The organism is Saccharothrix ecbatanensis, assembly GCF_014205015.1.
Lineage (GTDB): Bacteria > Actinomycetota > Actinomycetes > Mycobacteriales > Pseudonocardiaceae > Actinosynnema > Actinosynnema ecbatanense.
Window position 1 is genome coordinate 4110077 of sequence record NZ_JACHMO010000001.1, and the last position, 12214, is coordinate 4122290.

At 72.4% G+C, this 12214-nt stretch carries 9 protein-coding genes; 8 read left to right on the forward strand and 1 reads right to left on the reverse strand.

Annotated features, from left to right (window positions below):
- Window positions 1-232: 232 nt before the first annotated feature.
- Together F4560_RS16925 and F4560_RS16930 are read left to right on the forward strand one after the other, a co-directional pair.
- A complete protein-coding gene (locus tag F4560_RS16925) occupies window positions 233-922 on the forward strand; it encodes a response regulator transcription factor (protein WP_312869327.1) in 690 nt (229 codons plus the stop codon).
- Complete coding sequence (locus F4560_RS16930; protein ID WP_312869328.1) at window positions 919-2199, forward strand: sensor histidine kinase; 1281 nt, start codon at window positions 919-921, stop codon at window positions 2197-2199. The genes F4560_RS16925 and F4560_RS16930 overlap by 4 nt, the downstream gene beginning before the upstream one ends.
- On the opposite strand, the gene F4560_RS16935 is transcribed toward F4560_RS16930, so the two are convergent.
- Window positions 2180-3688, reverse strand: a complete 1509-nt coding sequence (locus F4560_RS16935) for an aromatic amino acid ammonia-lyase (RefSeq protein ID WP_184921131.1) — start codon at window positions 3686-3688, stop codon at window positions 2180-2182. The two genes, F4560_RS16930 and F4560_RS16935, sit on opposite strands and share 20 nt — an antisense overlap.
- A 63-nt stretch (window positions 3689-3751) precedes the next feature.
- Here F4560_RS16935 and F4560_RS16940 point away from each other — a divergent pair, with 63 nt between their 5' ends.
- Genes F4560_RS16940 through F4560_RS16965 form a run of 6 tightly spaced genes read left to right on the forward strand, consistent with a single transcriptional unit; the run spans window position 3752 to window position 12121 of the window.
- A complete protein-coding gene (locus F4560_RS16940; protein WP_184921133.1) occupies window positions 3752-5302 on the forward strand; it encodes an FAD-dependent oxidoreductase in 1551 nt (516 codons plus the stop codon).
- Complete coding sequence (locus tag F4560_RS16945; RefSeq protein WP_221483534.1) at window positions 5289-6755, forward strand: class I adenylate-forming enzyme family protein; 1467 nt, start codon at window positions 5289-5291, stop codon at window positions 6753-6755. Before F4560_RS16940 ends, F4560_RS16945 begins: the two co-directional genes overlap by 14 nt.
- Window positions 6756-6766: 11 nt before the next feature.
- Window positions 6767-8350 (forward strand): NAD(P)-binding domain-containing protein, encoded by a 1584-nt coding sequence (locus F4560_RS16950; protein WP_184921135.1) that lies wholly within the window; start codon window positions 6767-6769, stop codon window positions 8348-8350.
- The gene (locus F4560_RS16955; RefSeq protein WP_184921137.1) at window positions 8347-9438 is read left to right on the forward strand and encodes an alpha-hydroxy acid oxidase; all 1092 of its coding nucleotides are present in this window, start codon (window positions 8347-8349) and stop codon (window positions 9436-9438) included. The genes F4560_RS16950 and F4560_RS16955 overlap by 4 nt, the downstream gene beginning before the upstream one ends.
- On the forward strand, window positions 9429-10829 hold the full coding sequence (locus F4560_RS16960) for a cytochrome P450 (protein ID WP_312869329.1): 1401 nt from the start codon (window positions 9429-9431) through the stop codon (window positions 10827-10829). Before F4560_RS16955 ends, F4560_RS16960 begins: the two co-directional genes overlap by 10 nt.
- On the forward strand, window positions 10826-12121 hold the full coding sequence (locus tag F4560_RS16965) for a cation:proton antiporter (RefSeq protein ID WP_184921141.1): 1296 nt from the start codon (window positions 10826-10828) through the stop codon (window positions 12119-12121). Before F4560_RS16960 ends, F4560_RS16965 begins: the two co-directional genes overlap by 4 nt.
- Window positions 12122-12214 lie beyond the last annotated feature (93 nt).

Here is a 12214-nt window from a genome sequence, read left to right on the forward strand (position 1 = left end):
CATCCACAAAGGACAGCGGTCGGTCATTGCGGCACGGAGTGGTTCAGGTTCGGACCACTCTGCCACGGTGTCCCATGACCCGCAGACGTCCAACCTGCCGATCACCTGACGATCCCAGGGCCGTCGTGCCGCGCACCGGTTCCGGGACCTTCCCGTACCCGGCCGGCGGAACCCCGATGGGTCGGCGCTCCCATCACGTTGACCGCACACCCCCTAGTGGGATTCTGGTGGCGTGCAAGGCACTTCCGGATCCCGGCCGACGAGCTCCTTCCGGTTGCTCCTGGTCGAGGACGACCGCGAACTGGTGGAGCTGCTTTCCGACGCGCTGCGCGGCGAGGGTTACACCGTGGACGTGGCCATGGACGGCCACCGGGGGCTGCACCTGGCTCTCACCCGTCCCTACGACGTGGTGGTCATCGACCGCGGACTGCCCGCGCTCGACGGGCTCGACCTCCTGGTGCGGCTGCGGTCGAGCTCCGTTCGGACGCTGGCGTTGATCCTCACCGCGCAGGGCAGCGTCCACGACCGGATCGACGGGCTCGACGCGGGCGCCGACGACTACCTGGTGAAGCCGTTCGACCTGGACGAGCTGAGCGCGCGATTGCGTGCGCTGTGCCGGCGGGCGCTGGAACTGACCGACATGCTCCGGATCGGCGCCGGGCACCTCGACGTCCGGGAACGGGAGGTGGTGCTGCCCGACAGCGGACGGGTGCCGCTGACGCCCCGCGAGTTCGCGCTGCTGAAAGCGCTCGCCACCAACCCGGAGCGGGTGCACACACGGGCACTGTTGCGGCGAACGGTTTTCCACGACGCGCCATCACCATCCATTGTAGACACGTACGTGCACTACCTGCGGACCAAGATCGCCCGTTCGGTGGTGCACACCGTGCAAGGACTCGGCTATCGCTTGGGGGCGTTGTGAGTCGTTCGTGGGTCGAGGCGGAACGCGCGATGGTCCGGCGGACGCGCCTGCGGATCAGCGCGCTGGTGGCACTGGCGATCACCGTGCTGGTCGCGTTCGTCGGCGGGATCGCCTACACCGCGATGGTGCACGCGCAGGACGCGCAGGTGAAGCGCGAGCTGCGGTACAACGCCCAGTTCGGGTCGCCGTCGGTGCCGCCGGGGTGCACGTGGCTGTTCGTGCTCGCCGACGGGGTGATCGACGACGGGTTGATCCCGGTGCCCCCGGGTTTCCCGCTGCACGGCGACCTCGACGCGGCGCGGGTGTCGGGCCAGACGATCGAACGGGAGATCGAGCGCAACGGCACCGAGTACCTGGTGCTCAGCCAGCCGAGCGGGGCCGGCCGCACGGTGCAGACGGTGTTCGACAAGCGCTACCAGCTGGCCGACCGGCGGCACCTCCTGCTGGCGTTGGCGGTCGCGGAGATCTGCGGCCTGCTCGCGGCGGCCGTGACGGGGATGGGCGTGGGCCGGGGCACGGTCGCGCCGCTGGCGGAGGCGCTGGCCAGGCAACGGCGGTTCGTCACCGACGCGAGTCATGAACTGCGGACACCGATCGCGCGGGCGTACACGCGGGCGCAGTTGCTCGCACGCCGGGCAGCCGCCGCGGGCCTCCCGGTCGACCACCGCGCCGGTCTGGACAAGCTCGCCAACTCGATCCGCGGGCTCGGGGACGTGGTCGACGACCTGCTGCTGTCGGCGCGGCTGAACGAGCAGTCCGCCGGTCCGGACGGACAGGCGGTCGACCTGGCCGCACTGGCGGAGGCCGCGGTGGAGACGGAGGGCGAGCGGGCGGGCGAACGGCGGATCACGCTCACCGTCGACCGACCCGCCGGACCGCTGGTCGTGACCGGCGTCGAGACCGCACTGCGGCGCGCGGTCGACGAGCTGCTGGCGAACGCGGTGCGCCACACCCCGGAGGGCGGCCGGATCGACGTGCGCCTGCGGCGGGACGCTCGCGGGTACGTCGAACTGACCGTCGCGGACACCGGTGGGGGGTTCGACCCGGTCGAGGCGGACCGGCTCTTCGACCGGTTCCACCGCCGACCGGCTGGTCCGGACCGGAGCTTCGGGCTGGGGCTCGCGCTGCTGCGGGAGGTCGTGACCAGGCACGGGGGCACCGTGGAGGCGATCAGCCACCCGGGCCGGGGCGCCCGGTTCACGCTGCGATTACCGGCGGCCGACCCCGGCGTCGTGGCTGGGGCCGGAGCCGAGGAGGTCAGCACCGGGTTCCGGTGACGAGGTCGGCGGCGAGGCGGACGTCGGCGTCGAGGGGGCGGTCGGGGTCGACGGGGTGGATCGCGGCGGCGAGGGTGTCGAGCAGGGCCGCGCAGCCGGGCGCGGTGGGCCGCCTGCCGCCCACGTGGACGGCTTGGCGCAGGCCCAGTGCGAGTGAGCCGCACAGCAGCCGGAGCAGTTCGGCGACGTCGTAGGCGCGCAGCGCGGCCTGGGTGCCGAACGGCACGACGTCCTGGTTGTGCAGGTTGGTCGGCAGGCTCTGGGTGCTGGCGGGCAGGGCGGCGCGGCGGATCTCGGCGACGAACGCGGTCGTGGCGAGCTGCACGCCCTGCAACCCGTGTTGCAGGCCGGGGCCCGCGGCCAGCATCGGTGGCAGGCCGGTGTTGCGCACCGGGTCGACGAGCAGGTCGAGCTGTCGTTCCGCGAGGTTGCCCAGCGACGCGGTGACCATCGCGAGGACGTCGGCGGCGAACGCGGCGGGCTGGCCGAAGAAGTTGCCGCCGTGCACGACGAGGTCCTCGTCCGGGAAGAACAGCGGGTTGTCGCTGACGCCGCCCAGGTCGGCGGCGACGATGCCGTCGACGTAGCGCAACGCGTCCTCGGCCGCGCCGAGCAGCTGCGGTGAGCACCGGATGCTGTAGGGCTCCTGGAGTGCGCGGTCGCCGGTGGGGGTCGTGCCGGCGAGGGTGTCGCGCATGCGTCCGGCGACGGTGATCGCGCCCTGGTGGCCGTACGCGGAGATCAGGTGCGGGTCGAGGAAACCGGGGTCGGCGCCGAGGACGTCCACGAGCAGGCAGGTGAGGTCCTGGACCGCGCGGTGCGAGGCGCGGACGCTGTCCAGCGCGAGGGCGGTGGCGGCGGTCGTGACCGACGTGCCGTTGACCAGCGCCAACGCGTCGCGGCCGTCGAGGGTGAGCGGGGTGAGCCCGGCGAGGCGCAGGGCCTCGCTCGCGGGCATCCGGTCGCCGTCGAAGTAGGCGTGGCCCCTGCCGCGCAGGGCCTGGGTGGCGTAGGCGAGCGGGATGAGGTCGCCGCTCGCGCCGACCGAGCCGTATCTCGGGACCGCCGGGACGAACGTGGTCGCGAACATCGCGGCGAGGTCGTCCACGACGCTCGCGGAGACCCCCGAGACCCCCTGGGAGAGTGACCGCGCCCGCACGAGCAGCGCGGCGCGGACGATGTCGGCGGGGAGGTCGGGTCCTTGACCGGCGCCGAGGTGTGCGAGCGTGTTGTCGCACTGGTCGGCTTCGTCCTCACGGCCGGCGAAGCCGACGAGAGCCCCGAACCCGGTCTTGGCGCCGTACACAGGGCGGTCGTCGTCGGCGAGCACGGTCCGCAGGTGGGCGCGGCCCCGGTCGAGCCGGTCCCTGACGGCCGGGCTGACGAGCACGTGTAGCGGTGCCGACGCACGGCGGAGGTCGTCGACGAGCAGCGGTGCGCCGAGGTCGACGGGGGTGTCCGTCACGGTGCCGGGTGCGGTCGCGGTCATGGCACCGACGGTAAGGGCGCGATCTCAGAGAGTTCTGAGATCGCGTGGGTAGCTTTCGGCGACATGGCGCACGACTACCTGATCATCGGCGCAGGACCTGCCGGGTTGCAGCTGGCCGCCCTGATGGAACGTGACGGTCGCGACTACGCCGTCCTCGAACGCGGTGCCGGACCGGGCACCTTCTTCACCCGCTACCCGAGGCACCGCACCCTGATCTCGATCAACAAGGTGCACACCGGGTACTCCGACCCGGAACAGCGGCTGCGCATGGACTGGAACTCGTTATTGTCCGACGACCCGGCCCTGCTGTTCACCCGCTACAGCCCTCGGTACTTCCCGCACGCCGACGACCTGGTCCGCTACCTGGCCGACTTCGCCGCGGCCACCGGGGTCCGGGTGCACTACGACACCGATGTCGTGCGGATATCCCGTGCCGACGACGGGTTCGCCGTGCTCGACCGCGGTGGGCGCACGTGGCGGGCCGCGCGCGTCGTGGTGGCGACCGGCGTCTCGCAGCTGCACCTGCCGCCGATCCCGGGCATCGAGCACGCCGAGCGCTACGACACCTTCGACACCGACCCGGAGTCGTTCACGGGCCGGCGGGTGCTGGTGATCGGCAAGGGCAACTCGGGCTTCGAGACCGCCGACGCGCTGGTGGAGCACGCGGCGGTCATCCACGTGGCCGGTCCGCACCCGGTGCGGCTCGCCTGGCGGACGCACTACGTCGGGCACCTGCGCGCGGTCAACAACAACTTCCTCGACACCTACCAGCTCAAGTCGGAGAACGCGGTCCTCGACGGCGCGGTCGAGCGGATCGAGCCCCGGCCCGGCGGCGGGTTCCGGGTCCTGTTCCGCTACGCGCGCACGGCCGAGTCGCTGCGGGAACTGGAGTACGACCGGATCATCGCGTGCACCGGGTTCCGGTTCGACGCCTCGGCGTTCGACGAGAGCTGCCGCCCGGCCCTGGTGATCTCCGACCGGTTCCCCGAGCAGACGCCCGCGTACGAGTCGACCACGGCGCCCGGCCTGTACTTCGCGGGCACGCTCACCCAGCAGCGCGATTTCAAGAAGTCCACGAGCGGGTTCATCCACGGCTTCCGCTACGGCGTCCGGGCCCTGCACCGCATCCTCGCCGCCCGCCACCACGACACCCCGTGGCCGTCGACCGCGCTGGCCGCGTCACCGGAGGCGATCAGCGACGCGGTCGTCGCCAGGGTCAACCGGTCTTCCGCGCTGTGGCAGCAGTTCGCGGTCATCGGGGACGTGGTGACGGTCGACGGCGAAGCCGCGCGGTACGAGGAGGAGGTGCCGGTGGCCTTCCTCGCCGACGGTGGACTCGGCCCGGCCGAGCACCGGTTCGTCGTGACGCTGGAGTACGGGCCGGACCACGACGCCGTGGACCCGTTCGACAGCTCGATCCCGCGCGTCGCGGAGAACGACGTGGCGAACGCCCACGACGCGAGCTACCTGCACCCGGTCGTGCGGCACTACCGCGACGGCGCGCTCGCCGCGACCCACCACCTGGCCGAGAACCTGGAGAACTGCTGGGACCTGCCGGCGGTGCACCAGCAGCCGCTCGCCCTGTTCGTGAAGGAATGCCTTGCCGGCGGGTGAGGCCGAGCCGTTCCCGCGCGCGGTGCTCGACGTGCTGGAGGCCGCCGGGGGCCGGCCGGTGTTCGAACACGGGTCGCGGGTGGTGACCGGCGCGGAGATGCTCGACCTGGTCGCGCGGATCGCCGCCGGTTTGCGCGCGGAAGGGCTGGGTCCGGGTGACGGCGTCGCGCTCCTGCTCGGCGTCAACCCGGAGGCGTTCGCCACGATCCTCGCCGCGCACGCCGTGGGCGCGAGGGTGCTGGGCGTGCGGCCTGGCCTGCCCGACGACCAGGTGCGCCACCTCCTCGGTCTGGACGTCGCCGCCGTGATCACGGACTCGGACAGCACGATCGCGCGGAGGGACGTCCGCGCGCTGACCGTCGACTCGTTGCGCAAGGCCCGTGCCGACGGTCGGCCGCGGTGCGCAGGCAGGGGCGCGGACGTGGCCCGGCTGATCCACACCAGCGGCAGCACGGGCGCGCCCAAGGCGTGCGCCCAGACCTACGCCGCCATGACGGTCGCGTGGGCCGCGCGACCGGACGCGTGGCCGCCCGCGATCCGCGAGCTGGCCTCCCGGCTGGACCGCTTCCTGGTGTTCGGGTCGCTGTCGAGCCAGGTGATGTTCGAGTACGCGGTGGTGGCGATCACCGCCGGTGGCGCCGCGGTCATCGCCGACCGGCCGGGGTTCCCCGAGGCGATCACCCTCCACCGCGCCTCGGCGAGCGTGATCACGGTGGCCCGGTTGGCGAAGCTCGTCGCCGCACAGCGCCGCGCGCCGGCCGACCTGTCGTCGTTGCGGGCGCTGATGGTGTCCGGGTCGCCGCTGACGGCCGACCGGCACCGCGAGGCGTTGGAGGTGCTCGGACCGGTCGTGTTCCACGGCTACGGCCAGTCCGAGACGGGCATGATCGCGATGGCGACCCCGGCCGACCCGCCCGGCACGGTGGGGACACCGCCCGCCGTCTCGCACGTCGAGGTCCGTGACGTGGACGGCCGTCCGGTGTCGCCGGGCGTCGACGGCGAGCTGTTCGTCCGCACGCCGGAGCAGGCCGACGCGTACTGGGCGGACCCGGCGCGGTCGGCCGAGGTGTTCGCGGACGGCTGGGTGCGCACCCGCGACCTGGGCCACTTCGACGCCGACGGCCGGCTGCGCCTGACCGGCCGGATCCGCGACGTGGTGATCGTCAACGCGAACCTGCACTACGCGGGTCCGATCGAACAGGTCATCGCCGAACACCCGGACATCGCCGAGGCGTACGTGGTCGCCGCGCCGGACGAGGACACCGGCGAGGCGGTGCACGCGTTCGTGGTGCCTTCCGGTGGTCGGACGCCCGACCTCGCGGCACTGCGCGCGCTGGTGACCGCCCGGCTGGGCGCGGCGTGCGCGCCGGTGGCCGTGACCGTGATCGCCGAACCGCCGCTCGCACCGAGCGGCAAGCCGGACAAGCGCCTGCTGTCCCGCACCCTGACGTGAGGAGAAAAGACGTGTCCAGCGAGGTTTCGACGGAGTGTCTCGTGATCGGCGCCGGCCCGGCGGGCCTCCAAGCGTCGTACCTGCTCTCCCGCGCCGGGCGGGACCACCTGGTGCTGGAGGCCGGTGACGCGCCCGGGACGTTCTTCAACCGCTTCCCCCGGCACCGCACCCTGATCTCCATCAACAAGCCGAACACCGGCTGGGACGACCCCGAGCTGAACCTGCGCACCGACTGGAACTCGCTGCTGTCCGACGACCCGTCGCTGCTGTTCACCGCCTACACGCCGCGCTACTTCCCGGGCGCGGACGACCTGCTCCGCTACCTGTCCGACTTCGCCGCCAAGAACGCCCTGCCGATCCGCTACGGCACGTCGGTGGTGGAGGTGACCAGGCCGGACGACTTCGTGGTGCGCGACCAGGACGGCAACACCTACCGGGCGCGACGGCTCATCGTCGCCACCGGGGTGTCCAAGTCGTACGTGCCGCCGATCGAGGGCGTTGAGCACGCCGAGCGGTACGACGAAGTGTCGGTGGACCCCGCCGACTTCACCGGGCAGCGGGTGCTGATCGTCGGGCGCGGCAACTCGGCGTTCGAGACCGCGGACAACCTGATCGAGACGGCGTCGGTCATCCACGTCGCCGGGCCCGGCTCGCTGAAGCTGGCGTGGCAGACCCACTTCGTGGGCCACCTGCGCGCGGTCAACAACAACTTCCTCGACACCTACCAGCTCAAGTCGCAGAACGCGTTGCTGGACGGGCGGGTGCTGAGCATCCGGCGTGACGGCGACGGTTTCCTGGTCCGGGTCAGCTTCGTGCGGGTGCAGGAGCGGGTGAAGGAGATCCGCTACGACCGGGTGATCCTGGCGACCGGGTTCCGGTTCGACGCGTCGATCTTCGCGCCCGAGTGCCGGCCGCGGTTGACGATCAACGACCGCTTCCCGGACCAGAACGCCGCCTGGGAGTCGCCGAACGTGCCCGACCTGTTCTTCGCGGGCACCATCACGCAGGCCAGGGACTTCAAGAAGTCGACCAGCGGCTTCATCCACGGGTTCCGGTACGGGGTGGTGGCGCTGCACCACATCCTGGAACACCGCTACCACGGGGTGGCGTGGCCGAGCCGGGACCTCTCCCCCACCCCCGACGCGGTGGCCGACGCGGTCATCGAGCGGGTGAACCGCACGTCGGCGCTGTGGCAGCTGTTCGCGTTCATGGCGGACGCGGTGCTGGTCGGACCGGACGGCGCGCTCCGCTACGCCGACGAGGTGCCGTTGGCGCACCTGCACGAGGCGGTCGGGCGGGGCGACTTCGGCGACGTCGAGTCCTATCTGGCGGTGACGCTGGAGTACGGCGCGGACCACGACCAGATCAACCCGTTCGACGTCACCGCGGGCCGTGTGTCCCAGGAGGACACCAGCGGGCTCGACGGCCGCTACCTCCACCCGGTGGTGCGGCACTTCCGCGCGGGCGTGCTCGTCGGTGAGCACCACCTCACCGAGAACCTGGAGAACGAGTGGGACAGCGAGGACGTGCACCGGGCGCCGCTGCTGGCGTTCCTGCACGACCGGCTCACGCGAACCGCGGTGGGCACACCGTGAATGCCGATCTCGTCCAGCTGCACGAGAAGGCCCGTGCGGCGCTCGACCCCGTGCACTACGACTACTACGCGGGCGGGGTCGGCGACGAGGTCGTGCTGGGTGAGAACGAGGCGGCGTTCCGGCGGCTCGCCCTGCTGCCCAGGGTGTTGCGCGGCCGGTCGACCCGCGCCATCGGCGTCGACCTGCCCGGTGGTCGCCTCGACCTGCCGGTGCTGATCGCGCCGACCGCCTTCCACCGGCTCGCCCACCCCGACGGGGAGCTGGCGACCGCGCGGGCGGCCGCGGCGGCGCGGACCGTGCTGGTGTCCGGTGTGGCGTCGACGGTCGCGATCGCCGACGTGGTGCGGGCGGCACGGGCCGTGGACGCGGACGCGGCGGTGTGGTTCCAGCTCTACCCGCACCCCGACGAGGACGTGACGGAGTGCCTGGTCCGGCGGGCGGAACGCGCCGGCTGCACGGCCCTGGTGGTGACCGCCGACTCGCCGGTGTTCGGCCGGCACCGCCGCGACGCCGAGCACGGCTTCCACGACCTGCCTCCGGGTCTCGCGGCGGAGAACATGCGTGATCTGCCGGGCAGCCCTCCGGGGCACGTCCGGGACATCGAGATGTCGCCTTTGGCGTCGTGGGCGCACCTGGACCGGCTGCGGGAGCTGACTTCGCTCCCGTTGTGGCTCAAGGGTGTGCTCCACCCGCGTGACGCGGTGCTCGCGGTCGAGCACGGGGTGGCCGGGATCGTCGTGTCCAACCACGGTGGCCGCCAGTGCGACGTGGCGCCCGCGGCGGTGGAGGCGTTGCCGGCCGTGGTCGACGCGGTCGCGGGCCGGGTGCCGGTGGTGCTCGACGGCGGTGTCCGCGGCGGCGGCGACATCGCCCTGGCGCTCGCGCTCGGCGCGGCGGCCGTCGGCATCGGCCGGCCGGTGTTGTGGGGCCTGGCCGCGGACGGGGAAACCGGCGTGGCCCGCGTTCTCGACATCCTGCGCGACGAGTTCGACCACGTCCTCGCGCTGTGCGGCGGACGGCACCTGGCCGACCTCACCCGGGACCTGGTCGTCACGCGCGGGACGGGGGTGCTCGCGCGGTGCGGGTGACCGTGTTGCTCGCCGCCGCGGCGGTGGTGGTGACCGCGCCGCGCTGGCTGCCCGCGCGGGTGGTCGCCCTGCGCCGCAAGGTGTTCGAGAAGGTCAACGGGGACAACGTGATCACGTTCCCCAACGCGGCGGTCGGGCCGGACCGGTTCCAGGAGGTCTACAGCCACCCCGCCGCGAACGGACGCAGCCGGGGCGCCGGGCTGTCGGACCTGTTCTGGTACTGGCTCTCCCCAGGCCCGGAGGTGCACCAGGAGCACTTGGAAGCCGGCCCGCGCTACGACGACGTGGCCCGCACGACGCGCGCGCTGCTGTCCGGGCCGGCTGACGCCCTGTCGGCGGCGGCGGCGCGTTGTGCCGCGCGGGTGCTGGACGAGACGGTCACCGGGCGGGTCACCCTGGTGCGGCTGCGCGACCTGATGATGCCGGTGTGGGCGGAGTACTTCTACGAGCTGGTGTTCGGCGAGCCGTGCCCCCGCGAGGCGCGTGACCTGATCGTGGGACACGCCGACGACGTGGTGTCCGCGCTGAAGTGCACCGGCCTGCGCCACCCCGCCCGGCGGGCACGGCTGACCCGGTACCTCGCCCGGCGCGTCGCGGCCGGCGACGTGCGGCACCCGCTGCCCGCGACCCTGACGCCCACCGAGCAGGTGCACTACCTCCAGGGCACGTTCTACAACACGGGCGTGGTCCAGATGTCCGATGCGATGGCGCACCTGCTGCTCGCGCTGGCCCAGCACCCGGACGTGGCGGCCCGGCTCGCGGACGACCCGGCCGACGACCGCTACTTCACCCGGGTCCTCGACGAGACCATGCGGCTCTACCCGCTGTTCGGCATCGCGCACCGGATCACCACCGCGGAGATCGAGCTGGACGAGCGCACCACGCTCCCCGAGGGCTCGGTGCTGTGCTTCAGCTACCCCGACTACCACGCCTCCGGCCATGCGCGTCCGGACGTGTTCGACCCCGAACGGTGGGAGCACACCCCGGTCCGCGAGTCGCACCACATCCCGTTCGGCGTCGCCGCCAACCGGCCGTGCCCGGCGTGGCGGCTGTCCCCGCTCGCCCTGCGGGCGGCGACCGGCGAGGTGCTGCGCCGCTTCACGCTCCACTCCACCGTCGCGCACACCCGGTCGCTGCCGAACCGGGGCGCGTGCCTGCTCGTCCGGGTCGGTGAGCCGCTGCCGCCGCGGCGCCTCGCCCGGATCGGCGCGCTCCTGCGCGTGCGGGACCGGTGGGAGCACGTGTGGCGCAGCGTGGTCCAGCTCGTGCTCGGCACGGTCATGGTCCTGCACGCCCGCCGGCTGCGACTGGCCGGCCGCTACTTCGATCCCAGACCCACCGCGGGTTGCCGTGTGGACCAACCCCCTTCCAGCCAGGAGAACACCGCGTGAACCAGATCCACTTCGCGCTGCGGGTATTCGCCGCGCTGGCGGTAGTGCTCGCCGCGACGACCGTGTGCGGGCGCATCGCCATGCTGGTCAAGCAACCCAGGGTGGTCGGCGAGATGGTCGCCGGCGTCCTGCTGGGACCCGCCCTGCTCGGCGCCGTCGCGCCGGGGGTGCAGGCCCAACTCTTCCCGTCGGACGTCAAGGACACGCTGTACGTCCTGAGCACCATCGGGCTGACGTTCTACATGTTCCTCGTCGGGTCCTCGCTCGACCACGGGCTCACCGGCGGATCGAACATGCGACGGGCCTCGGTGCTCGCCGTGTCCGGCATCGTGCCGACGTTCATCCTCGGCGCGGGCGCGGCGGCGCTGTTCTTCGGCTCGCTGAGCCCCGAAGGGTCGACCCGGTGGGAGTTCATGCTGTTCGTCGGCGGCGCCCTGTCGATCACCGCGTTCCCCATGCTGGCGCGGATCCTCCAGGAACGCGGGATCGCGAACACGCCCATCGGCGGCCTCACCCTGGTCGCGGCGGCGATCGACGACGCGGCGGCGTGGGTGATCCTCGCGGTGGTCATCGCCGTCGCAGCGGCGGGCAGCCCGTTCGACGCGCTGACCACGGTCGCGGGCGCGGCGGTGTTCGCGGTGCTGATGCTCACGGTGGGGCGGAACCTCTTCGCCAGGCTCGGCCGGCGGGTGGAGCGCGAGGGCCGGGTGAGCCGCGACATGATGGCGGTCATCCTGTTCGTCGTGCTGCTCGCGGGCTGGTTCACGGACTACATCGGCGTGTTCTCGGTGTTCGGCGGGTTCATCGTCGGCTTGGCGATGCCGCAGTCGGCGGTCGTGCGCCGGGAGCTGGAGACCCGGCTCACGGACCTGAACTCCATCCTGCTGCTACCTGTGTTCTTCGCGTTCAGCGGTCTGAACACCCAGGTGTCCGGCTTCGGCGCGGGCGGCGCCCTGTGGTGGCCGCTCGCGGTGATCATGGCGGCGGCGTTCGCCGGCAAGTACCTCGGCTGCGCGGCCGTGGTGCGCGCCCAAGGGTTCCCGTGGCGTTACGCGTCGGCGGTCGGCGGGCTGATGAACGCGCGCGGGCTGATGGTCCTGATCTTCATCAACATCGGACTCGCGCACGGGATGGTGACGCCCGAACTGTTCGCGATCCTCGTAGCGGTCGCGATCGTCACCACCGCCGCCGCGATGCCGATCTACCGCGCGTCCCTACCCGACCACGTGGAGCGCACCGCGACCGCTGTCGCACCGGCACCACCCCCGGTGCCCACGCCGAACGCCCCGTAACAACGGCCACCTGATCCTCCCGAGAAGATTCGCCTCTTCCTCGGAGAGTGAGCAGGTGGCCGCCTTCTGCCAGTCCCTCAACCGAGCGACTGA